This window comes from Wolbachia endosymbiont of Trichogramma kaykai (genome assembly GCF_045765165.1).
Taxonomy (GTDB): domain Bacteria; phylum Pseudomonadota; class Alphaproteobacteria; order Rickettsiales; family Anaplasmataceae; genus Wolbachia.
The window spans coordinates 138,480-162,209 of record NZ_JBJJXK010000004.1 but is presented as its reverse complement, the minus strand read 5'-3'; the positions used below and the strand labels follow the sequence as shown (position 1 = coordinate 162,209).

The 23,730-nt window shown below is 34.8% G+C and carries 17 protein-coding genes, 2 tRNA genes and 2 pseudogenes; 7 read left to right on the top strand and 14 right to left on the bottom strand.

Going from position 1 to position 23,730, the window contains the following annotated elements; all coding sequences use genetic code 11:
- Nucleotides 1–2: 2 nt before the first annotated feature.
- The 12 genes from wTKK_RS04840 to rpsL form a co-directional block, all read right to left on the bottom strand.
- Nucleotides 3–8,522 (bottom strand): DNA-directed RNA polymerase subunit beta/beta', encoded by an 8,520-nt coding sequence (locus wTKK_RS04840; RefSeq protein WP_407512451.1) that lies wholly within the window; start codon nt 8,520–8,522, stop codon nt 3–5.
- A 58-nt stretch (nt 8,523–8,580) separates the two neighbouring features.
- Nucleotides 8,581–8,982 carry a 50S ribosomal protein L7/L12 gene (gene rplL, locus wTKK_RS04835; RefSeq protein WP_407512449.1) on the bottom strand — a complete coding sequence of 134 codons (402 nt, stop codon included), beginning with the start codon at nt 8,980–8,982 and terminating at the stop codon, nt 8,581–8,583.
- Nucleotides 8,983–9,006: 24 nt separating this feature from the next.
- The gene (gene rplJ / locus wTKK_RS04830; RefSeq protein ID WP_407512448.1) at nt 9,007–9,525 is read right to left on the bottom strand and encodes a 50S ribosomal protein L10; all 519 of its coding nucleotides are present in this window, start codon (nt 9,523–9,525) and stop codon (nt 9,007–9,009) included.
- A gap of 12 nt (nt 9,526–9,537) precedes the next feature.
- On the bottom strand, nt 9,538–10,191 hold the full coding sequence (gene rplA / locus wTKK_RS04825; protein WP_407512446.1) for a 50S ribosomal protein L1: 654 nt from the start codon (nt 10,189–10,191) through the stop codon (nt 9,538–9,540).
- A 4-nt stretch (nt 10,192–10,195) separates the two neighbouring features.
- The gene (locus tag wTKK_RS04820; RefSeq protein ID WP_407512444.1) at nt 10,196–10,636 is read right to left on the bottom strand and encodes a 50S ribosomal protein L11; all 441 of its coding nucleotides are present in this window, start codon (nt 10,634–10,636) and stop codon (nt 10,196–10,198) included.
- A gap of 2 nt (nt 10,637–10,638) precedes the next feature.
- Nucleotides 10,639–11,475, bottom strand: a complete 837-nt coding sequence (gene nusG / locus wTKK_RS04815) for a transcription termination/antitermination protein NusG (protein ID WP_407512443.1) — start codon at nt 11,473–11,475, stop codon at nt 10,639–10,641.
- Nucleotides 11,465–11,665 carry a preprotein translocase subunit SecE gene (secE, locus tag wTKK_RS04810; RefSeq protein ID WP_407512442.1) on the bottom strand — a complete coding sequence of 67 codons (201 nt, stop codon included), beginning with the start codon at nt 11,663–11,665 and terminating at the stop codon, nt 11,465–11,467. Before secE ends, nusG begins: the two co-directional genes overlap by 11 nt.
- 19 nt (nt 11,666–11,684) lie before the next feature.
- A tRNA-Trp gene (locus tag wTKK_RS04805) sits at nt 11,685–11,757 on the bottom strand.
- 12 nt (nt 11,758–11,769) lie between these two features.
- Nucleotides 11,770–12,942, bottom strand: a complete 1,173-nt coding sequence (tuf, locus tag wTKK_RS04800) for an elongation factor Tu (protein WP_407511535.1) — start codon at nt 12,940–12,942, stop codon at nt 11,770–11,772.
- Nucleotides 12,943–12,954: 12 nt separating this feature from the next.
- Nucleotides 12,955–15,030 (bottom strand): elongation factor G, encoded by a 2,076-nt coding sequence (gene fusA / locus wTKK_RS04795; protein ID WP_407512440.1) that lies wholly within the window; start codon nt 15,028–15,030, stop codon nt 12,955–12,957.
- A 21-nt stretch (nt 15,031–15,051) separates the two neighbouring features.
- Nucleotides 15,052–15,528 carry a 30S ribosomal protein S7 gene (gene rpsG, locus wTKK_RS04790; RefSeq protein WP_407512439.1) on the bottom strand — a complete coding sequence of 159 codons (477 nt, stop codon included), beginning with the start codon at nt 15,526–15,528 and terminating at the stop codon, nt 15,052–15,054.
- A gap of 5 nt (nt 15,529–15,533) precedes the next feature.
- Complete coding sequence (gene rpsL / locus wTKK_RS04785; protein WP_010406837.1) at nt 15,534–15,908, bottom strand: 30S ribosomal protein S12; 375 nt, start codon at nt 15,906–15,908, stop codon at nt 15,534–15,536.
- 239 nt (nt 15,909–16,147) lie between these two features.
- Here rpsL and wTKK_RS04780 point away from each other — a divergent pair, with 239 nt between their 5' ends.
- Both wTKK_RS04780 and prmC read left to right on the top strand, forming a co-directional pair.
- Nucleotides 16,148–16,270, top strand: a complete 123-nt coding sequence (locus tag wTKK_RS04780; protein WP_407512437.1) for a hypothetical protein — start codon at nt 16,148–16,150, stop codon at nt 16,268–16,270.
- Between the two features lie 80 nt (nt 16,271–16,350).
- Nucleotides 16,351–17,202, top strand: a complete 852-nt coding sequence (gene prmC, locus wTKK_RS04775) for a peptide chain release factor N(5)-glutamine methyltransferase (RefSeq protein WP_407512435.1) — start codon at nt 16,351–16,353, stop codon at nt 17,200–17,202.
- Nucleotides 17,203–17,316: 114 nt separating this feature from the next.
- On the opposite strand, the pseudogene wTKK_RS04770 reads toward prmC, so the two are convergent.
- Nucleotides 17,317–18,645: pseudogene (locus wTKK_RS04770) on the bottom strand (IS4 family transposase).
- 102 nt (nt 18,646–18,747) lie between these two features.
- Here wTKK_RS04770 and wTKK_RS04765 point away from each other — a divergent pair.
- Nucleotides 18,748–19,162, top strand: a pseudogene (locus wTKK_RS04765) (transposase); the annotation flags it as partial.
- A gap of 206 nt (nt 19,163–19,368) precedes the next feature.
- Here wTKK_RS04765 and wTKK_RS04760 read toward each other — a convergent pair.
- The gene (locus wTKK_RS04760; protein ID WP_407512434.1) at nt 19,369–19,968 is read right to left on the bottom strand and encodes a BON domain-containing protein; all 600 of its coding nucleotides are present in this window, start codon (nt 19,966–19,968) and stop codon (nt 19,369–19,371) included.
- Between the two features lie 256 nt (nt 19,969–20,224).
- Between wTKK_RS04760 and wTKK_RS04755 the strand changes: the two genes are divergently transcribed.
- The 4 genes from wTKK_RS04755 (at nt 20,225) to clpX (ending at nt 23,720) form a co-directional block, all read left to right on the top strand.
- Nucleotides 20,225–20,306 (top strand) — tRNA-Leu (locus wTKK_RS04755).
- A gap of 155 nt (nt 20,307–20,461) precedes the next feature.
- Entirely contained in the window at nt 20,462–21,805 is a 1,344-nt protein-coding gene (gene tig, locus wTKK_RS04750; protein ID WP_407512433.1) for a trigger factor, read from the top strand.
- Between the two features lie 11 nt (nt 21,806–21,816).
- Nucleotides 21,817–22,443, top strand: a complete 627-nt coding sequence (gene clpP / locus wTKK_RS04745; protein ID WP_407512432.1) for an ATP-dependent Clp endopeptidase proteolytic subunit ClpP — start codon at nt 21,817–21,819, stop codon at nt 22,441–22,443.
- Nucleotides 22,443–23,720: an ATP-dependent Clp protease ATP-binding subunit ClpX gene (gene clpX / locus wTKK_RS04740; RefSeq protein ID WP_407512430.1), complete on the top strand. Its 1,278-nt coding sequence runs from the start codon at nt 22,443–22,445 to the stop codon at nt 23,718–23,720. Before clpP ends, clpX begins: the two co-directional genes overlap by 1 nt.
- Nucleotides 23,721–23,730: the final 10 nt, after the last annotated feature.

Below are 23,730 nucleotides of genomic sequence, written 5' to 3'. Positions count from 1 at the left end.
ATTCAACTTGACTGATCACAGTGCGATACCACCACACTCTCTTCTTCATCAGAATGTAATCGATAACTATTATCACTCAGCAATTTTTCGTCATAATTCTCAATATCAAAATATTTTTCATATTTATCTATATTTTCACAAAGCGAAAGTGCTTTCACCTTGTTCATAACCAAACCCGTACCAGCAGGAATTAATCTTCCTACTATAACATTTTCTTTTAACCCACTCAAAGGATCACTCTTTCCACAAAACGCTGCTTCCGTAAGTACTTTTGTTGTTTCTTGAAAAGAGGCAGCAGAAATAAAGGAATTGGTTTCAAGGCTTGCTCTAGTAATTCCCTGCAGAATAGGAAGATAATGAGCAGGTCGTTTTCCAGAGTTATTCATAGCATCATTTTCTCTATCAATTTCCAGCCTGTCGATATTTTCCCCAATTAAGTACATAGTATCACCAGGATCGGTAATTTCTACTTTTTGTAGCATTTGCTTTAAGATCACTTCTAAATGCTTGTTATCTATGCGCACACCTTGCAATCTATAAACTTGCTGTATTTCAGAAATCATATAGTGTGCTAACGCTTCTAACCCAAGCACACGTAGAATATCATGAAGATCAGGATCCCCATCCATCAATAAATCACCTTTACGCACAAAATCACCTTCATTGACTATTACATGCTTACTCCTTGATACTAAATACTCAACTGGAGAAGCTTGCTCACCCATAGGTTTAATTACTATACTGCGTTTTCCTCTACGGTCTTTTTCAGAGAACGTTACATAGCCATCTATTTCACTAACGATAGCATGCTCTTTGGGACGACGTGCTTCAAATAATTCTATAACCCTAGGCAAGCCACCAGTAATATCACGAGTTCTAACCGACTCTCTCGGCGTTCTTGTGATAACATCACCTGCATGAACCTTTTGGCCATCCTGTACATTAAGCACTGCACCAACTGGTATAAAGTAACATGCTTCCACACCACTTGAAAGTGTTATTACTTTTTCATTATCATCAAGCAGTGCAATACGAGGACGTAAATTAGCTACACCAGAGTGCAATTTCCAATCTTTTACTATTCTATTTGATATTCCTGTAGATTCATCCATCACTTCAGTGATTGAAATTCCATCTTTTAAATCCTGGTAAGATATTGTACCACTCTTTTCCGTAATAATAGGTAGTGTATACGGATCCCATTCCGCAACTTTATCACCAATTTTTACTAACTCACCCTCGTTTACATAAAGTTTAGCACCGTAAGGCACACTGTGCTTCAATTTTTCACTACCAAGGCTATCAATTAAAACGACTTCACAGGAACGGCTTATCACAATTTTATTTCCGTTTTTATCTACAATTATATTACTATTGTTTAGTTTTATTCTAGCATTAATAGAAGCTATAATATTTGAGGATTCAACACCTCTAGTCATTACCCCACCTATATGGAAAGTACGCATCGTTAACTGAGTACCTGGCTCTCCGACAGATTGAGCAGCGATAATACCAACTGCTTCACCTATTGAAACAATTTTACCAGTTGCAAGGTCTCTTCCATAACACAAAGAACACACACCAGGACTTGTTTCACAAGTTAAAGGCGATCTAATTTTTATAGCATCAAGACCTGCAATGTTGATTTGCTTTACTTTATCTTCATCAATTAGTTCCCCTGCTTTTAATAATAACTCTTTGGTTACTGGGTTATATATATCATTTGCAGCTGTTCTACCCAGCACAACACTCTCTAGAGATGCAACTATAGTACTACCTTCAACTATAGCTCTTACAATAAGGCCATTTTTCGTTTTACAGTCACGTTTTGTAACTATGCAATTTTGAGATACATCAACTAAGCGACGAGTTAAGTATCCAGAGTTTGCAGTTTTAAGTGCAGTATCAGCTAAACCTTTACGCGCACCGTGAGTAGAATTAAAGTATTCAAATACATTTAATCCTTCGCGAAAATTAGAAATTATAGGTGTTTCTATAATTTCACCAGAAGGTTTGGTCATTAACCCTCGCATTCCTGCTAACTGCTTCATCTGGGAAGTAGAACCTCTTGCACCGGAGCTAACCATCATATATATTGAATTGTATTTACTATTTTCATCATACAGAGATATCGCTTTTAACATATCATTCGCTATTATATCTGTGCACTTAGACCACTCATCTATAACTTTATTATACCTCTCACTTTTAGTGATTAGTCCGTCTTGATACTGTGCAGAAAATTTCTTAATTTCACCCCTTGTATAGTCAACGTGTGTGGCTTTAGTTTCAGGTATGACCATATCGCAACGACTAAAAGAAGTACCGGAAAATGTAGCATACTCAAAGCCAAGTGTCATCAATTTATCAGAAAACACCACTGTAGCACTTTGACCGCAGCTACGATATACTAAATCAACAATGCTAGTTATTTCCTTAACTGTTAATACCTGATTTATTAAATCGAAGCTTAGATTCTCATGTTTAGGAAAAATCTGCCATAATATTAAACGTCCAGGAGTTGTAAAAATAGTTTTATACTGAGTGTTTCCATCGCTATTGATGTACTCCATTTTGTACTTTATACGAGAATGAATATGTAGAGCACCGTTGTTTAAGGAATGCTCAACTTCACAAAAAGCGCAGAAAAGTGGTAAATCATCCTCCTTAAGTTGCTGTAAAGTTAGGTAGTATATACCGAGCACTATATCTTTACTAGGAACTATAATCGGTCTTCCATTAGAAGGACTTAAAACGTTATTAATTGACATCATCAACACTCTAGCTTCAAGTTGAGCTTCCAATGAAATTGGCACATGTACCGCCATTTGATCACCATCAAAGTCAGCGTTAAATGCTGTACAAACAAGTGGATGAAGCTGTATTGCTTTACCTTCAATAAGGACTGGCTCAAAAGCCTGAATACCAAGCCTATGTAGCGTAGGCGCTCTATTTAGCAAAACAGGATGCTCTTTTATTACTTCTTCAAGCATGTCCCAAACTTCTGGCTTTTCTGCTCTTATTAACCTACTAGCAAATTTAATAGTTGGAGCCATTCCATATATTTTAAGCCTTGAGTAAACAAAAGGTTTGAATAACTCAAGAGCCATTCTTTTCGGTAATCCACACTGATTTAGTTTCAAAGTTGGACCAACAACTATTACAGAACGTCCAGAGTAATCTACCCTTTTTCCTAAAAGATTCTGACGGAAACGACCTTGCTTTCCTCTCAGCATATCGCTAATAGACTTTTTATATCCAGTAGCGCCAGCTTTATTTACCAGAGCATTACGACGACTATTATCAAAAAGAGAATCAACTGCCTCTTGTAACATTCTTTTCTCATTACGAATCATAATCTCAGGAGGATTTAAACTCAACAATTTTCTCAATCTATTATTTCTATTAATAATAGTTCTATAATGATGATTTAAATCAGAAACTGCAGGTCGACCACTTTCAAGGGATACCAAGGGACGCAAGTCAGGTGGTAAAATAGGTACAGCCGTAAGCACCATCCACTCAGGTCTGTTTCCAGACTTGATAAAATTTTCAACAATACGTAATCTCTTTATAATTTTCTTTCTTCTCACTTCAGAAGCAACGGACTCTAACTCCTGTCTTAAATTCTTCCTAATTTCATGTAAATCAAGGCGCGTTAGCAATTCTCTTACAGCTTCAACACCTTGCATAGCTATAAAGCTATCGACCCCATAGCTATCTTTAGCTTCATTATAAGCTTTCTCACTAATAATTTCACCTTTTTCAAAAGAGGAAACAAGGGGATCTATTACAACATAATTATCGCTATATAAAATACTTTCGATATCTCTAAGAGACATATCTAATAGTGCTCCAATTCTTGAAGGAAGTGACTTCAAAAACCATATATGAGCAACAGGAGACGCAAGCTCTATATGACCCATTCTTTCTCTTCTTACTTTAGAAGATGTAACTTCTACTCCACATTTTTCGCATATACGGCCCCTATGTCTTCTTTTTTTGTACTTTCCACATAAACATTCATCATCATTGACAGGACCAAAAATTTTAGGACAAAATAATCCACCTTTCTCAACTTTGAATGTACGGTAGTTTGCAGTTGAAACATCTGTTATCTCTCCATAAGACATACGTTTAATACTTTCAGGGCTAGCAATGGAAATGCTAACCTCATTAAAAGATTGTGCAATATTAGTGTGAGATATATCTTCAATTACTATGTCATTTTGCTTCAAATCCACATTAAAACACAAGGAACGCAACTCTTTTATCATGACATTAAAGGATTCAGGAATTCCACATTCAAAGTTACTGTCACCTTTTATTACCGATTCATAAATCTTAACCCTGCCATTAATGTCATCAGACTTGACAGTTAACATTTCCTGCAAAGTGTAAGCAGCACCGTAGGCTTGCAATGCCCAACATTCCATTTCACCAAAACGCTGACCACCGAAATGAGACTTTCCTCCAAGAGGCTGTTGAGTAACCAAACTATAAGGACCTACTGAACGTGCATGAATTTTACCATCTACCAAGTGATGCAACTTAAGCATGTACATGTAACCAACTGTAACTTTGCGATCAAACTTCTCACCCGAGCAACCATCATATAATACAACTTGCCCAGAGCTATCCAATCCAGCAAGTTCAAATAGCTTTACTATTTGTTCATCTTTTGGACCTTCAAATACAGGTGCAGTAACAGGAATGCCATCACGCAACTTGTGCGCAAATTCAATAAGGTGATTATCATTAATATCACGAATACTATTACAAATAGATAAATTACTGCCACAACTATAAACCTCAATCAGGAAGTGACGTAAACTACTGTGTACATCTTTACAAGAGTTAAAATAATTCTCTACTAATGTAGTCAATTCATTATTTAATTTACCCTTATTAGGCGTATCTAAAATAGAAGCCGTTATTTCATCATCATTAATATCCTCAAATTTTTTATTACCAAGGTATACTGCCGCAAATTTTACAAAATCATCATCATTGAGAGATCTAATTTCCTCACAAAAAGCACGTTTGATTTTATTGATCTCATCAAGAATATTACCTACTCTTTCTCCTAATTTTTTACAAGCCCAACCTACATGCGTTTCCAATATTTGCCCTACATTCATTCGCGAAGGAACGCCGAGAGGGTTAAGAATAATATCAATAGGGGTACCATCTTCTAAATAAGGCATATCTTCTACTGGAACAACTCGAGAAATCACACCTTTATTTCCATGTCTACCAGCCATTTTATCCCCTGGCTGCAAACTATGTTTTACAGCAATAAAAACTTTTACTGACATCGACACACCTTGAGGCAGATCATAACCTTCATGCAATTTTTCTATTTTTTGCTTAAAGTTTGCCATTGCACGTGATACTTTTTCATCAAAATCTTTTTTTAAGCTCTCAACTTGCTTAGAAATAGATTGGTTTTTCAATCCTATATCCCACCATCCCTCACGTTCAATAAAATTAATACTTTCTCGATCTTGAGAGCCAGAACTAATAAGAATTTTTCTTAATTCATCATAGAAATATTGATTAATAACATTGATTATATGGTCTCGTTCTTTCTCAAAGTCGTTTACCTCTTTTTGTTTAATAAGAAATGCCCTTTCGTTTTCTTCTTCCCCTCTGCGTGTAAAGACCTGCACATCAATCACTATCCCTTCAACATCTGGAGATGTACATAAAGAGGAATCCACACAATCAAATGACTTTTCACCAAAAATTGTCATTAACAATTTTGTCTCAGGAGGTAATGAAAGAGAATGCTTAGGTGTAACTTTCCCCACCAAAATACAACCTGGACCAACTCTTGTACCAACCTTTACTATACCACTATCATCCAAGTGATAAAGATTTTCTTCACTAACACCGGGTATGGCACGAGTTATTTTTTCTGACCCTAAAGGAGTGTCATGTACAACACACTCAAATTCTTCTATATGAATAGAAGTAAATAGATCTTTTTTAACAACTTCACTAGAAATAATGATTGAGTCTTCAAAATTATAACCTTGCCAAGACATAAAAGCGACTAGCAAGTTTTGACCAAGCGCCAATTCACCGTTATTAATAGCAGGACCATCAGCTATCACATCACCTTCCTTAACACAATCACCTACATGCACCAGTGGTTTCTGGTTAATACAAGTATTATGGTTAGAACGCTGAAATTTCCTTAGATGATAAATATCTACATCCAAGTAGTTAATTCCTCCTTTGTCAAAAGCACGTATAACTATAGAGTTGCTATCTGAGCTGTCAACTATGCCACCACGTTTTGCTAAAACTACAGCACCAGATCCAGAAGCTACGAAAGACTCCATGCCAGTAGCAACCAAAGGAGCAGTAGGCTTCAATAAAGGTACAGCTTGACGCTGCATATTTGAACCCATTAACGCTCTATTAGCATCATCATTTTCTAAAAATGGAATTAAAGAAGCAGCAACCGATATTACCTGCTTAGGAGATAAATCAATGTAACTTACCTGATTACTATTTACCATTACAAAGGTACCAGCATACCTACAGTATAACATATCATCAACAAAGCAGTTGTCCTCATCAAGCTTTGCGCTGGTATCGGCTATATAATACAAACCTTCATCCATAGCAGACAGATACTCAATTTGATCAGTAACAACCTTATTAACTACTTTCCTATAAGGACTTTCAATGAACCCATATTTATTGATACGAGCGTATATAGCTAAGCTGTTAATTAAGCCTATATTCTGGCCCTCAGGAGTTTCAATAGGGCAAATTCTTCCATAATGAGTTGGATGAACATCACGTACTTCAAATCCCGCCCTCTCTCTTGTTAAACCACCAGGACCTAACGCTGACAACCTTCTTTTATGTGTTATTTCAGATAATGGATTAGTCTGATCCATAAATTGAGACAATTGGGAAGAGTTGAAAAAATCTCTTAAGACATTGGTTAACACTTTTGGATTTATAAAATCAGATGGAGAGACTTTATCCAAACTAGAAGTAGACATAGAATCAACTACTGCCCGTCCCAGTTTTAACAACCCAGTTCTAAATTGATTTTCTATAAACTCCCCAACTGAACGGACTCTTCTATTTGCTAAATGATCAATATCATCTACAGATCCTTGACCATCACGTAACAATACTATTTTTCTTATAATTTCAATAATGTCTTCATTTGTTAAAGTAGTTAAATCTTCCTCACAATTTAACCCAAGGCAAGAATTAAGTTTTAATCTACCAATGTTAGACAAATCATAATATTCCGTACTAAAGAAAAGATTACGAAAAAACTCCTCTACTATCTTTAAAACAGGAACTTCACCAGGACGCAAAACCTTATATATTTCATATAGAGCGTTCTCATAAGACATGTTTTCATCTAAGAAAAGTGTGTTTAATATGTAAGGTCCAACAGAAACATTATCTATGTTCAGCACTGATATTTTATCTATAGATAATAATTCAAGCTTTTTTATATCCTCTAATTTTATAGATTCACCAGCAGATAAGACTTTTGTAGAACTAGTACTATCTATTAAATCTTCTGCAAGAAATAAACCACATATAGAATCATAAGGAATTAGATACTCTTTCAATCCGTTATCATATAGATTTTTAGCTAATTTTGAAGTAATACGAACATTCGCTTTAAGCAACACATTGCCTTCAACATTCTTTAAATCAAAAGGAAGCCTCACTCCCTTGAATTTATCAGGGGAAAAAGGCACTCTCCAGCCACTTTTATGTTTTATATACTCTATTTTTTCATAAAATTTATTAAGTATGTCATTGTTTGATAAGCCCAAAGCCTTTAATAAAACTGATATTGGCAACTTTCTCTTTCTATCAATACGAAAATATAAATGATCTTTCACATCAAACTCAATATCAAGCCAAGAACCTCTATAAGGAATAACTCTAGCAGAATAGATCAGTTTGCCAGAATTGTAAGTTTTTCCCTTATCACTATCAAAAAACACTCCAGGAGATCTATGCATTTGTGAAACGATAACTTTCTCTACGCCATTGATGATGAAAGTACCTTTATCAGTCATCATAGGCAGTTCACAAAAGCGAACCTCCTGCTCTTCAGCAGATTTTATAACAGTTGCAAGCTTAGAATGATCATCATCTTCTTTAATCTCTTGATATTTTTCAAGAGAAACACCATCCTGCATAATAACAAGACGTATAGAAGCAATAACCTGAGCAGAAAAAGTTATACCACGTTTTATACATTCAGATTCACTATACTTAAGATCATCTACCCTACAATTCAAAAATTCGATAGTAGCCCTATGCAAAGGATCAGATATTGGAAAAATTGTATGAAAGATAGCTTCAAGTCTTTCATTACTTTCATTATTAGGAGTAAAGGAATCATACGACCCCTTTTGGACTTTGACCAAGTCCAACAAAGAATCTTTTAAATCAATTGACCTGGAATAAGAAACCCTAGGAACAAAAGCACCAGAAGCACACATATGAGAAGAATCAACCATTAAAATACCTTCACTAATTAAAAGAGCTATATCAACATAAAATTAATATACTAACATTTTATTCAAGCTCAACTTTAGTCGCTCCTGCTTCAATAAGTTTTTGCTTTATCTTTTCTGCTTCGTCTTTAGAAACATTAGCAGTCAAATCTTTGGGTAAAGACTCAACCAATTCTTTCGCTTCTTTTAAATTCAACGTAGAATTAACTTCTCTAATAGCTTTAATCACTCCTATTTTTTTGCTTGCATCAATCTCCTTGATTACAACTTTATATTCAGCTTTTTCTTGAGCAACAGGAGTATTAGCATTATCACTAACAGACACCCCAGCACTAACAGCCCCACCAAGAAAAGAACCACTAGGCAACCCTATTTTCTCTTCTAGCACTTTTACAAGTTCAGAAGCTTCTAATAGATTTAAAGATAATATTTTATCAACCAAATCACTTGTTACATTATTCATACTTACCACCATTTAACAACAAATTTATTTTTTAGAACTATAGTAATCCAAAACTCTCATAAGCCTCATAGAAGATGAATTAATAGACAATGCTAACCGAGCAGGAATATCATAAGATATTAAACGCATAATTTTAACACGCAATTCATCCAGAGAAGGAAGCTTAGCCAATTTGTTAACATCTTCCACTGTTAATAATTCATTTATATGAGCCGCACAAATCACAGACATTTTTTCTTTGTTAGCATTAATAAAATCAACTATTAACTTTGCAGCTTCCACTATAGCACTAGAATATATAATAGCAACAGAACCAGAAAATTTACCTGATAAATAAGAAAACTTACCAGTCCTTTCCAAAGCCAAGCAAGCTAGAGTATTTTTAACTACTAACATCCCACCCATTACAGATTTTAGACTACTCCTAAGAATCAATGAATCGCTAACATTCATAGACTTGAAATTTACCAATATTAAGAAATCATTATTTACAAACACATTCATTATGTTTTGTATAAATTCATCCTTATCTTTACGATTCACAATCCCGCTCCCTTAAATTATATCTTCCACTTTGTTTATTTTATGAGCTTTACCCATAGTTGAATTTAAAAAAACGCTTTTAAAGTAAACTCCTTTCACAGAAGCAGGTTTATTGTCTCTAATTACTTTGAGAAAGGCTTTTAAATTTTCCAGCAAATCATCAATATCAAATTTAATACTTCCTAACTTACCATGAATAACCCCATTTTTATCCGTCCTGAATTTTATTTGACCAGACTTAATGGTTTTAGTAGCTTCCGCAATGTTAGAAGTCACAGTGCCAAATTTAGGGTTGGGCATCAGCCCTTTAGCACCCAATACTTTTGCGATAGGAGTGATTTTCGCCATGAAATCAGGAGTAGTGATGCACCAATCAACATTCAACTTTCTACCTTTTTTTATCTCTTCAACTAAATCTTCTCCTCCTGTAATGTCAGCGCCAGCTTTTTCAGCTTCTAATAAATGTTTATCTTGAGCAAAAACAGCTACTTTAATATTCTTCCCGATACCTTTAGGCAAAACTACTGTACCACGCACCTGCTCTTCAGATTTACGTGAATCCACACCTAAATTGACTGCGATATCAACTGATTCATTAAATTTTGCTGAAGCAGACTCAACAATCTTCTCCAAACACTGCTTAGGATTATCACTATATGTACTCATTTACCTAACCTTCCACAACTTCTATACCCATAGATTTTGCAGTGCCTATAACCATCTTCACTGCTGAATCTTCATTATCCACTTTCATATCAACCATCTTACACTTTGCCACTTTAATGATAGCAGACATAGACAATTTAGCTACTAATTCTTTACCAGAATTACCAGAACCTTTACTTAATTTAGCTTCCTGCTTAAGCAAATAAGCCACAGGCGGACCGCTGACAGTAAAATCATGAGAGCGATCATCCTTTATGGAAATTCTCACTGTTACTAAATCACCTACTCTATGACTAGCGTTAGCAGCGCTAGTAGCTTTATTAAAAGCTTCACAAAATTTAGGAACAGGTATACCACGCGGGCCAAGTACTGAAGCAATTTTCGGTCCTGGAACCGCTTTCCCAGCTTCCATAAGCAAGTTAATCTTAGCAACTATATTACTCATAATTAATCCTCTATTTTCTCTACTTGAGCCAAATCAAGCTCTATTATTGTCGGCTTACCTAAGATTGATACTTCAACATTAATAATTTTTTTCTCGTCATTTACCATATCTACCTTACCAGTAAAATTTTGAAAAAGACCATCATTAATTTTTACTTTTTCACCTTTCTCATAACCATAACTCAACTTTTTCGTTTCTTGAGCATTATAAAGCGCACTACACATCGAGCGAATCTCATTATCCTCAATCACCTTTGGAACATTACCATTTTTCAAAAATCCATAAACCTTAAGAGATTTTGGTATATTATTAATAAAATTTAATACCTCATCGCATAAATCCATGTATAAAAAGATATAACCAGGAAAGGACTTCCTTCGTTTAGCATTTTTTTTAGATTTTAAATCTATCTTACTTAATTCTTCACAAGGAATAAAAACCCTATTAAAATAATTATTAATATTTAACCTCATAGAATTTTCTAATATATATTGGCGCACTTTCTCCTCATAATTAGAGGCAACTCTTAAAATGTACCACTTATACCTATTAAATTCCTTGCGTTTTAAAATTACTTCATCATCTGAAATCATCTCAAAATGACCAGACTCATCACCACAAAACCCAGTCGTTTGATTCAAAATATTTTTGCTTTCATCACATAGATGCATACATATATATACTTCACGCAACCCCTTTATATCAGATTCTACATCACATACTGTCTGATAAGGAATGAACACCTCCCTAAAGTAAACAGTATTGATTGCCAACTCGCATATATCCTTCTCATACCCGTAATCGACTTTAATGATATACCATTTATACCTATATTCCATAAATAATTCCAAATAAAGTCTTAATTATGCAAAGAGACATAAAATCTACGAAGGAAAAGAAAATCGAAAAGCATAATATAACAATTGTTACGATAAACAGAGATGACAATACTTGCTGTTTTTTTATCCAAGCAATTCTCCTTATTTCTTGCTTTATATCACAAAAAAAAACATAAAGGTTTTTTAACATTTCTACCATAATATTAATGCAGGAGCGATAGGAATCGAACCTACAACCTCTGGTTTTGGAGACCAGCGCTCTACCAATTGAGCTACACTCCTATAATTCAAAGTTTACTCTAAAATTTCCGAAACAACTCCAGAACCAACAGTTCTACCACCTTCTCTTATCGCAAAACGCAATCCTTTATCCATTGCTATCGGTACTTGCAACTCCACTTCTATACTTACATTGTCCCCTGGCATTACCATCTCCTTTCCTTCTAGCAATTTTATGCTCCCAGTTACATCCGTTGTCCTCAAGTAAAACTGTGGCTGATAATTTCCAAAAAATGGTGTATGTCTTCCTCCTTCTTCTTTCTTCAATATATACACCTCCGCATTAAATCTCTTATGCGGGGTTATTGTCCCTGGTTTCGCCAGTACTTGCCCTCTCTCCACTTCTTCTCTCTTTGTTCCTCTTAGTAGTATTCCCACATTGAGCCCTGCACTGCCCTTATCTAGCAACTTCTTAAACATCTCAACACCAGTACATATCGTCTTTTGTGTCCCCCTCAGACCTATTATCTCTATCTCATCCCCCGTCTTTATCTCCCCCTTCTCTATTCTTCCTGTTACTACCGTCCCTCGGCCCGATATTGAAAATACATCTTCTATTGGCAATAAAAACGGCAAATCTATAGGCCTTGGAGGTACTGCCACATACTCATCTAACTTCTCCATCAATTTATCTATTGATTTCTTTCCATACTCACTGCTATCATCCTCTAGTGCTTTTAACGCAGACCCAACTATCATAGGCACTTCATCACCTGGAAATCCATACTTACTTAGCAACTCTCTCACTTCCATTTCTACCAAACCTATCATATCAGCATCAGCAACATCAGCTTTATTTATATATACCACGATATACCCAACACCCACCTGTTTTGCCAGCAATATATGCTCTCTCGTTTGTGGCATCGGCCCATCAACCCCCGACACTACCAATATCGCTGCATCCATCTGTGCTGCACCTACTATCATATTCTTTACATAATCAGCATGTCCAGGGCAATCAACGTGTGCATAGTGTCTCTTTTCTGTTTGATATTCAACATGCGCTGTTGCTATTGTTATCCCTCTCTTTCTTTCTTCTGGCGCTTTATCTATTTGATCATATGCTACAAAATTACCATAATGCTTTGTTATCGCCGCCGTTAACGTTGTCTTCCCATGATCGACATGCCCTATCGTTCCCACGTTTACATGCGGCTTTCCAAATGCTTCTACTATCGCTGTCATAATTACTAACCTTTAATTATACTTTAACTTTAACTCATCAACCACATATTGTGGTACCTGTTCATAACAAGAAAAATGCATACTATACTGAGCTCTTCCCTGAGATATAGAACGCAAAACATTTATATAACCAAACATATTTGCAAGAGGAACCGAGGCAGTAACTATTTTACTATTATTACCTAAATCCAGCATATCAACAACACTGCCTCTTCTACTATTTATATCACCCATAACATCACCCATATATTCTTCAGGGGTAATGATTTCTACTTTCATTATAGGTTCTAGCATTTTTGGACCAGCTTTATTTGCCATTTCCTTAAAAGCACCTTTAGCAGCAAGTTCAAAAGCCAAAGGACTAGAATCAACATCATGAAAAGCACCATCAAGAAGAGTAGCCTTAAAATCAATCAATGGAAAGCCAGAAATTATACCACCTTCCTTTATCAACTCTAAGCCATTTTGCACTCCAGGTATATACTCTTTTGGAATAGCACCACCTACAATTTTACTTTCAAACTGAAAGCCAAGACCAGGCTCAAGAGGTTCGAATTTTATTTTAACTTTAGCAAACTGACCAGCACCACCTGATTGTTTTTTATGAGTGTAATCAATTTCAACAGATTTAGTGATAGTTTCACGATATGCAACTTGAGGCGCACCAACGTTAGCTTCAACATTGAACTCGCGCTTCATTCTATCAATAATAATCTCAAGATGCAGCTCACCCATACCTTTCAATATAGTCTGCCCACTCTCCGCATTTACTGACATCCTTAAAGAAGGATCTTCTGCAACCAATCTATTCAAAGCAACACCTAATTTTTCCTGATCTGAGGTAGTTTTCGGTTCTATAGCAGTTTCAATAACAGGATCAGGAAATTCCATACGCTCTAATAGTATAGGAAAATCAGATGAACATAAAGTATCACCAGTAATTGTTTTCTTTAATCCAACCAAGGCAACTATATCGCCAACTTTAGCTTCGTTTATATCCTCTCTGTTATTTGCATGCATGAGCAACATTCTACCAATTCCTTCAGTCTCATTCTTTCCAGCATTTAACACAGCAGATTTAGATTTTAACTTACCAGAATAAATACGAATAAACGTCAAGCTACCCACAAATTTATCCGTCATCACTTTAAACGCAAGAGCAACGAATTTCTCTTTTTCTGAAGGCTTGATCTCAATCTTCTTTTCTGAATCTTTAGGATCAGTTCCAATAATTACATCAACATCAATAGGAGAGGGTAAAAAATCAACCACACCATCTAAAAGTGATTGCACGCCTTTGTTTTTAAAAGCTGACCCACATAATACAGGAACAAACCTTCCTTTAATGGTCCCATTTCTCACACACTTTTTCAATAAATCAATCGGCAGATCGTTAGATTCAAAGTAAGTATTTATCGCCTCATCATCCATTTCAGCTGCAGCATCTAATAAAAGATTTCGATACTCTTGAGCCTTATCAAGCAAATCAGAAGGAATATCTTCATAAGAAAATTTAGCGCCTAATGTTTCTTCTTGCCATATAATAGCTTTCATAGAAATAAGATCGATTATTCCTTTAAAATCCTTCTCACTTCCTATTGGCAACTGAATAACTAAAGGTGATGCGCCAAGCTTTGTTTTTATCATATCGACACATCGATAAAAATTTGCCCCGATTCTATCCATTTTATTAACAAAGCAGATACGAGGAACGGTATATTTATCAGCTTGACGCCAAACCGTCTCAGACTGAGGCTCAACTCCAGCAACTCCATCAAATACAGCAACTGCACCATCCAAAACCCTCAAAGATCTCTCAACCTCAATAGTGAAATCAACATGACCAGGAGTATCTATTATATTAATCCTATGATCATTCCAAAAACATGTTGTTGCAGCAGAGGTAATTGTAATGCCACGCTCCTTCTCTTGCTCCATCCAATCCATAGAAGCTGCACCATCGTGCACTTCACCAATCCTATTTTGTTTACCAGTATAAAATAAAATACGCTCTGTTGTGGTGGTCTTGCCAGCATCTATATGAGCCATTATTCCTATATTTCTATACCTAGATATTAAAACTTCCATACCACAGTCAATCAGCTAATATTAAAAACGAAGATGAGAAAATGCCTTATTAGCTTCAGCCATTCTATACTTTTCTTCACACATCTTAAATGCACCACCACATTTATTATAAGCATCTAATATTTCAGACTGCAAACAATAAATAGTAGTTCTACCGCTCTTTTTTCGAGCAGCAGAAGTTGCTCTAGCAATCCACCTTAATGCCAAAGAAATTGCTCTGTCTTGACGAATTTCAACCGGGACCTGATAAGTTGCACCACCAATACGCCGAGAGCGTACTTCTATAGAAGGGGTAACATTTTCCACTGCTGTCTCAAAAATTGATAAGGCATCCTTGCCTATTTTCTTTTCAGCTAAGGACAAAGCACTATAAGCAATCTTTTCTGCAACAGACTTTTTACCACATTTCATAATTATATTAATAAAACGCATAAGCAAGACACTACCATAACGAGAGTCAGGTCCTGTTCTTTTTTTTGCTTTATTACGACGTGCCATAAATTTTAACCAGATTTCTTTACACCATATTTTGAACGAGCTTTCTTTCGATTTTGCACACCACGCAGATCAAGAGCACCTCTTATTATGTGATAACGCACACCCGGCAAATCCTTAACTCGCCCACCACGTATTAAAACAACGGAATGCTCCTGTAAATTATGACCTTCGCCAGGTATATAAGCCGTTACTTCACCGTATCCACTAATCTTCACTCTAGCTACCTTGCGTAGTGCTGAATTAGGCTTTCTAGGAGTTGTAGTATATACCTTAGTGCAAACACCCCTTCTTTGAGGATTGCATTTTCCCAAAGCCGGCACCTTCTTCTTGCGAGTTAACCCTGATCTACCCTTACATATTAATTGATTTATTGTAGGCATATACTGTAAATTTAAAACTCTGAAAATAACCAACTCCTATTTATAAAATAATAAACCTCAATAGTCAATATAAAAATAAACATTACTACTCTAATAATCCCAGCCTAATTGCTTTGAAGGCTACCGATAATTATCGGCTAAAGCGCATATTGGTTTTAATATTAAGAAATTATCACTTGCTGTGGTCGAATTAATATAGATATGGAACAAGTAATATACTGTGATAGCTATCAAAGAATATGCAGAAAATAATCCTTATAATAGAGCCAAGAGCTTCTAACATTAATGCAAAAATACCAACCGAACTAACCGAATTACCAGTAAAGCCAGATGATTTTTACAGTCCTACTCTTGACACTTAGATTTATTGCAGCTACCCTAGGTTCAAAATTCTATACTCAATTTTGCTGTTCTTGTATACAAAGAATACGTTTTTAGAATAATGAAAACAATCGGCGCTTTAATAAAAGAAGGGTCAAAGCTACTATCATTACATGGAATTGAATCTCCACATTTGGACTGTGAAATCATCATGCAGTACGTACTTGGAGTAGAAAGATCATTCACAATCATGAATCACACCAATCATGTACCAAGAAACAAAGAACTTCTATTCTGGAAATTAACAAAAAAAAGAGCAGAAAGATATCCAATATCGCAAATAATAGGTAATCGTGAATTCTGGAGTAAAAATTTTATAGTTAACCAACATGTTCTAGATCCAAGACCAGATAGTGAGACAGTAATTTCAACAGCGTTAAAATATTACCAAAATAAGAAGCAAAAAATAAAAATTGCAGATTTTGGCACAGGCACAGGCTGTTTGTTGATCTCCATACTTAGTGAGTATGAATATGCTATTGGAGTTGGTTTTGAAAAAAGCCTGGAGGCATATAAAATTACCTACCAGAATACAAAGAAACATAATCTTCTCAACAGAGCTAAAATATTTCCAAATTCGTGGACAGAATGTAGAGATTTATTTGATCTCATAATAAGCAATCCTCCATATATCAAAAGAAGTAAGTTAAAAGATCTGCAAGCTGAAGTACAAAAAGAGCCAAGAATTGCTCTTGATGGTGGTATCGATGGATTGAGCTGTTACCTGAGTATTTTTCCAATATTGAAAAAGTGCCTTAAAAAAGATGGGTTTGCGATACTGGAAATAGGCGAAGATCAAAGCAATATTGACGAAATAATACCCTTACATGGACTGGCTTTTCAGGAATACGTATACGACTTGGCTGGAATAAAAAGATGCATTGTTGTAAAGCAAGATAAAGAACATGACTAGTAGAACGCTAGCTTTCTAAGAACCTGTTCATAATCTCAAGAAAGGAATAAAGTAAGAAATAGAGTGTATAAATTAGGATATATGAGGAGTGTATACCCAACCATACGCGTCAAGTTAAGGGAAAATGAGGAAATTTAGTGCACTCAAAGTTGATATTCTTGTTTTTCTATATTTGTCTTTTAAGGAGAATTTTGATCAGGTTAAGACGAGTTTTTTTGAGGAAAATTTGTACCTTACTGACTACACAATTTAATGTTAAGAATAGCTGTCTAACTCGCCTTTTAAGCTCAATAAATTCCTTTATTAGACTAAGTTCTGTACTCTTTTTTAGTTCTGTACAACCAACTATTCCATGAAATATAAGAATTGCGCACAATTTAGCGTATAGTTTACACCATACTCTGTATGGTTTTCCTGTAAGTTCGTCAAGCCTGATGTGACTCTTATACAATCTAAATAATAATTCAATCTGCCATCTTACTCGGTAAATTATTAATACCTGATCAGCACTAATTTTATTTTCTGGAACGTTAGTTATGAATATCGACCAATCCAGCAATTTTTGATTCTTTTGAGAAGATGTATATCCATGTGATTTTGCTAACCTATTAGCCCTTCTTCTAATTATAGACTGTTCTTCAGTTAATTTGTGACATATAATTCTCACTTTAATTTTTGTTTCTTTTCCTAATAGCACCTCATTTTCTAGAAACAATTTATCCTCTAAACATTCTAATAACTCTATTTTTTGATTTGTTTCTGTACCATATATGTTGGTACCAGATTTATAACGACTTATAAAATAAGCTCCGGCTCCATTGATTTGTTTAAAGGAACTTGGCACAAAATAACCCAAATCAGATATTAGTCAATCATTGCTCGATATATTGCTTAAATGTCTTCTATACCCCTGATCTGACCTTATTCCCTCAGTTATATTAAGCTGCTCTAATGTCTGGGTTAGGTAGTCAAAAACTAATTGTAACTTTATTCTATACTTAGTATTACTTTCATAAACACTGTAGCTAGTACCATAACCTTTATATATATTTTCCATACCATTAGGTATGGCTGATATAGCTACTATCCAATAGCTTAACACTTCTAAAGTGCTTCAAAATTCTGCAATCAACCTTTAAGATATTTTTAAATAAAACTAAAGACTCATTATACATTCTTTTCATAAATTCCACTGCTTCCTTGGTAAATCTAAAGTCCAGACCTTGTTTTGTTATATTTATCGAGTCTCCATTCAATAATTGACAAATTGTATCTATACTACAATTATCAATCCCTATATTACCCAAGACTATGGCTTTTACAAACGATGAGCCTTTTAGCTTCCTCTTTACTTTTTATGAATCCTGTTGTAGTTGAGATTTTATCTGCTTTTTCATTAAAAAATTCTTTGAGCTTTTTTGAGATGCAAACTATTCTTTTTATTGTATAAGTTCTCCATTTTGTTTGTTAAATTTAAGAGAACTTATATCTTCTTTTTCTTTTCTTTACACCAACTTTACCTCACTTCTTCTTAACTTGACACGTATGGTATACCCAAGTGACATAAGTCGAGAGAAGTTTGAGATTATTTCACCAGATCTGGAGTCTTGTAAAAAAACAAAACCAAGAAAACTTGATTTGTATGATATATTTTGCGGAGTGTTGTACGCCCTAAAAAGTGGTTATCAGTGGAGGATGCTAACAAAAGAGTTTCCAAGACGGCGCAATTGTTATGATTATTTTAAAAATGGAGTGAAAAAGTAAAAGGAAATAAAAAAAAAATTATTTTGGAGTGCATGTTGAAAAATAGTTAGTGTAGTCCGACAAAACAATGTTTGGAAAGAAAAAACCAGCTTTTGCATAATTGACGCTCAGAGTGTAAAGAACGCAGACACTGATGAAGAAAAAGGCTACGACTCTGGTAAAAATCTCAGGAATAAAACGCCATATTGCACAAGATATAGATGTTTGCTATTTATTCTTAAGCTTATTTAAATAGCATTTTACTTTTTTTAGTATGTAGAGATTTTCTAGGAATTATTCTATTGAATTCTATGATATTATTTTTTGTAACATTGTTATACATACCACAAGAGTGAACTGACGAAATTTGTAAAGGAGTTTTATGACTTACCTAGATGATACTGACACTCAAGTAAATTTTCATCAATGACGCAATTTGCTATGCCTATATCTCACATAGCTTACAACTTGCTTTACTCCTTTTACTTTTCTTGCAATTGCTATTACAGCTCTTAATTCCGCCTTATTTTGAGCTATACCCATCAAATAAACGACTCTATCAACTGTATTAACGCTATAATTAATTGATTTAATATTTCTTTTTCCCAGAAGCCTCGTGCTTATCTCTGCTGTTATCATACCATCCACAGTAACATCTAGCATAGAAGACATTTTAATTGGTGTGACTTTTATTTCATTTATCACTTCTTTAATCTCCTTCTGCTGCCAAGCTATTTTCTCTGCCGTGAGTTGCTTTTCATGACTATCAACATTTCCAATGAGTAATACTCTTCCTTCACTCACTTTAACCTTTATAGATGAGAATAGTCCGTGTTTTAAGAGACCCTTATTGATTCTTATTACTATAGTTGTATCATCAATAATGTTTCCCAAGGATTTATCTTGCATTGTTATTGCTGTAGCCGCTGCAGTTGCTGTTACCACTATACCACTCACAAGAGTCGTACAGCCACTCTGTGTAATCAGAAAAATTGCGAGTAAGAAGCTTGCTATTAATCTCATTATTAATCTCCAGAGTTTAGAGCTTTAATTAAAAAATGTTAATAAGCTTTTTTGATTGTGTAAATACTATAAATTGAATAAGCCTTGAATATTTCTAAGACAGTACCTATCCTAATAATACTAGTTAAAGTAATTCAGGCTTAGACCCATAGTGGAGTTAACCAGTATTATAAGTTCAGTCTATAGTATTAAAATCTAATCTTTAAATTGCATAAGATGACAGAAGTGGTTATCTATAAGTTAATGAAGGGTTCTTGCGGATATGGCGAAATTGGTAGACGCGCCAGGTTTAGGTCCTGGTGAGCTTGCTCGTGGGGGTTCAAGTCCCTCTATCCGCACTTAAAGTCATGTAACTCAGGTTTTAGGAGAAAATTTATAATTACTAGGTGCACTTTTGTTTGTATAAGAACCTGTTCTTAAGGATTGTATTTAACTTAAATTCTGGTAAAATAGCTTTATTAAAACATAAATAAAATATTGATAACAGGTTGTAATGTCTAGTAATATAACTCAAAATACAGTCGAAGCAGATACATTAAGTAATATATATACCTATAGGGAACTTAGTGTAGATAAACTGAAGTACGAGTATGAAATCACGGTTAGTAGTGATTATATAGAACAAAAGATAAACTCTAGATTACAAGAAATAGCGAAGGATGCAAAACTTCCTGGATTTAGATCCGGAAAGATGCCTTACGATCTTGTTGTTACAAATTATAAAAACGAAGCTTTGGAATATGTGATAAAAGATACGATTGACTATTGCTCAAGTGATTTAATGAAAAAAATCGAAGTTAAGTCTCACATCCATCCTAAGGTTGATGTTATGTCATTACCAAGCCTGGATAAAAAGGATGAAAAAGGCGACTTTCTGTACAAATTATCTTTTGAATCGATGCCAAAAGTGCCAATAATAGATCTTGATAAAATAAATTTGAAGAAAGTTAGGGCAAAAATCGAAGAAGGAGACGTAAAAGAATTTATTGATTCTATAAAAACAAAATTTCCTAACTTTGTCTCTGTTAATGATGCTTCTTATCAAGCAAAAAACGAGGATAAACTGATAATTGACTTTGAAGGGCGAATTAGAAATAAGCTCTTTCAAGGTGGAAGTGGCAAAAATTTTACTGTTAATTTAGGTTCTCGAACATTTATAAATGGTTTTGAAGATCAATTAATTGGCATGAAAAAAGGGGAAACAAAGAGCTTTAAGTTGAGATTTCCTGAAGATTATCAGGTAATTTCCCTTGCGGGGCAGGAGGCTGCTTTTTCCGTTCGAGTGAATGATATTCAGATTGCAAAAGATTTGCAAAGTGATAATGAAATAGCTAGGAGAATTGGTTTTGAAGATCATTCTTCGCTAATAAATCATGTAAAAGAAGTAATTGATAATCAGTGTAAAGAAATGGGAGATCTCTTAATCAAGAAGGAGCTATTTGATTGTTTGGATGCTAGTTATAGTTTTGATTTGCCTATAGAAGTAGTAGAACAGGAACAGCAGAGAGTGGAAAGAGAGTTGAATGCTAAAGATGATTCTTGTAAAAAAGCTGAAAGACGCGTAAAGCTTGCAATGCTATTTATGGAGTTCAGTAAAGAACATGAAATATCACTAACTCAAAGTGATATCATGAATGTTATTGTAAATCAATATGTCAGTAAAGATGTATCATTTGACAGAGTATTCAAACATTTTAAATCAGATAGACAATTTCAGGAATTAGTTAGAGGGCAAGCGCTTGAGTATAAAGTGACAGATTATATGATAGAAAAAGCTAGTAAAGAGGAACAGATTGTTTCTGTGAAAGAATTAAAGGAATTATTTGATAATATTTGATAGGAAAAGGTATGACTCTTATACCAATTGTGGTTGAACAAACTAGTCGCGGTGAGCGGTCTTATGACATATATTCAAGGCTAGTAAAAGAAAGAATAATTTTCGTAACTGGCCCTATTGAAGACAACATGGCCAGCGTAATAGTAGCACAGCTTTTATTTTTAGAATCGGAAAATCCCGATAAAGATATTTGTATGTATATTAACTCACCAGGTGGTGTTGTAACTGCTGGTTTGTCGATCTACGATACAATGCAGTATATAAATCCAGACGTTTCAACTTTGTGTATAGGTCAAGCTGCATCTATGGGTTCTTTGTTGCTTGCAGCTGGTGCAGAGGGTAAACGTTACTCGCTATCTCATTCAAGAATTATGATACATCAGCCATCTGGTGGTTATCATGGGCAAGCAACTGATATAGAAATACATGCTAATGAAATTTTGCGAGTTAAGAAAAAATTAAATCAAATTTATGAAAAACATACTGGAAATTCACTAAAGAAAATTGAAGAAATGATGGAAAGAGATAAATTCATGGATCCTGAAGAAGCAATGAAAACTGGCTTAATTGACAGAGTAATAGCTGAGCGTAAAGATATTAAGATTGAAAATATTAAAGTTAAACAAAAGGTAGTTTAATGGATAACAATAATGATTTACACTACTGTTCTTTTTGTAACAAGGCACAAAACGAAGTAGATAAATTGATTACTAACTCCTCAGATGGTTTAAAGGTGTTCATTTGTAATGAATGCATAGAGTTATCCCATAAAGCAATAAGTCAAAAGAAAGAGAGAGCTTTTAATTCAGATCACATATCTGATATGAAGCTATTACTAAGGAAACCTGAAGATATAAAAAATTTTCTTAGTAAGCATGTTGTAGGTCAGGAACATGCGCAACACGTTTTATCTGTGGCTATGTATAACCATTGTCAATCCATGGTGCAACTTCATTCTATAAGTGATATTGAAATTGAGAAGTCAAATATAATGCTTATTGGCCCTACTGGTTCTGGTAAGACTTTGCTAGCAAAAACACTTGCTAAAGTTTCAGATGTGCCATTTGCTATGGCCGATGCGACAACTTTGACTGAGGCAGGTTATGTGGGTGATGATGTAGAAAGCGTGTTGTCACGTCTATTACAAGCTGCAAATTATGATGTTGCAAAGGCACAGCATGGTATAGTGTTTATCGATGAAATAGACAAGATCACAAGAAAGTCTGAAAGCTCTTCAATAACCCGTGATGTTTCAGGCGAAGGGGTCCAACAAGCTCTACTAAAAATCATGGAAGGTACGGTTGCTTATGTTCCTCCACAAGGAGGGCGAAAACACCCGCAACAAGAGTTTATACAAGTAGACACTAGTAACATACTATTTATTTGTGGAGGAGCTTTTGAAGGCCTAAATAAAATTATTGAGGCAAGAAAAAAGGGCACATCAGTTGGCTTTGGCGCGGATATAAGTCAGTCTAAAGCACAAAAGAAAAAAAATGCTTTACGCGATGCTCAACCTGAGGACTTAATCAAATTCGGTTTGATACCAGAATTTGTAGGACGGGTTCCAATAACTGCTGTTCTAGATGAGCTGGATCACGAGGATTTAATACATGTGTTGACAGAGCCAAGAAATGCCCTAGTAAAACAATATAAAGCATTGCTTGCATTTAGTAAAGTAAACCTTGAGTTTTCAGATGAAGCAATATCAGCTATTGCTAAAAAAGCTATAAGCTATAAAACAGGTGCAAGGATGTTACGTGCTATCTTAGAGTCACTTTTGCTTGATGTTATGTATATATCCGGCAACGGAGGTTTTGAAGGTAGCACTATAACGGTTACTAAGAAAATGGTAGAATTAGGCAAAGCGACGATTAATCATAATAGTAAGGGTAGTGTTATAACGGTTAATGATTAATTTGAGGCAT

Coding starts and splice junctions, on each gene's coding strand:
- wTKK_RS04840 (WP_407512451.1), bottom strand. CDS start 8,522: ATGGTTGATTCTTCTCATATGTGTGCTTCTGGTGCTTTTGTTCCTAGG.
- rplL (WP_407512449.1), bottom strand. CDS start 8,982: ATGAATAATGTAACAAGTGATTTGGTTGATAAAATATTATCTTTAAAT.
- rplA (WP_407512446.1), bottom strand. CDS start 10,191: ATGAGTACATATAGTGATAATCCTAAGCAGTGTTTGGAGAAGATTGTT.
- wTKK_RS04820 (WP_407512444.1), bottom strand. CDS start 10,636: ATGAGTAATATAGTTGCTAAGATTAACTTGCTTATGGAAGCTGGGAAA.
- nusG (WP_407512443.1), bottom strand. CDS start 11,475: ATGGAATATAGGTATAAATGGTATATCATTAAAGTCGATTACGGGTAT.
- secE (WP_407512442.1), bottom strand. CDS start 11,665: ATGTTAAAAAACCTTTATGTTTTTTTTTGTGATATAAAGCAAGAAATA.
- tuf (WP_407511535.1), bottom strand. CDS start 12,942: ATGACAGCGATAGTAGAAGCATTTGGAAAGCCGCATGTAAACGTGGGA.
- fusA (WP_407512440.1), bottom strand. CDS start 15,030: ATGGAAGTTTTAATATCTAGGTATAGAAATATAGGAATAATGGCTCAT.
- rpsG (WP_407512439.1), bottom strand. CDS start 15,528: ATGGCACGTCGTAATAAAGCAAAAAAAAGAACAGGACCTGACTCTCGT.
- rpsL (WP_010406837.1), bottom strand. CDS start 15,908: ATGCCTACAATAAATCAATTAATATGTAAGGGTAGATCAGGGTTAACT.
- wTKK_RS04780 (WP_407512437.1), top strand. CDS start 16,148: ATGCAGAAAATAATCCTTATAATAGAGCCAAGAGCTTCTAACATTAAT.
- prmC (WP_407512435.1), top strand. CDS start 16,351: ATGAAAACAATCGGCGCTTTAATAAAAGAAGGGTCAAAGCTACTATCA.
- wTKK_RS04760 (WP_407512434.1), bottom strand. CDS start 19,968: ATGAGATTAATAGCAAGCTTCTTACTCGCAATTTTTCTGATTACACAG.
- tig (WP_407512433.1), top strand. CDS start 20,462: ATGTCTAGTAATATAACTCAAAATACAGTCGAAGCAGATACATTAAGT.
- clpP (WP_407512432.1), top strand. CDS start 21,817: ATGACTCTTATACCAATTGTGGTTGAACAAACTAGTCGCGGTGAGCGG.
- clpX (WP_407512430.1), top strand. CDS start 22,443: ATGGATAACAATAATGATTTACACTACTGTTCTTTTTGTAACAAGGCA.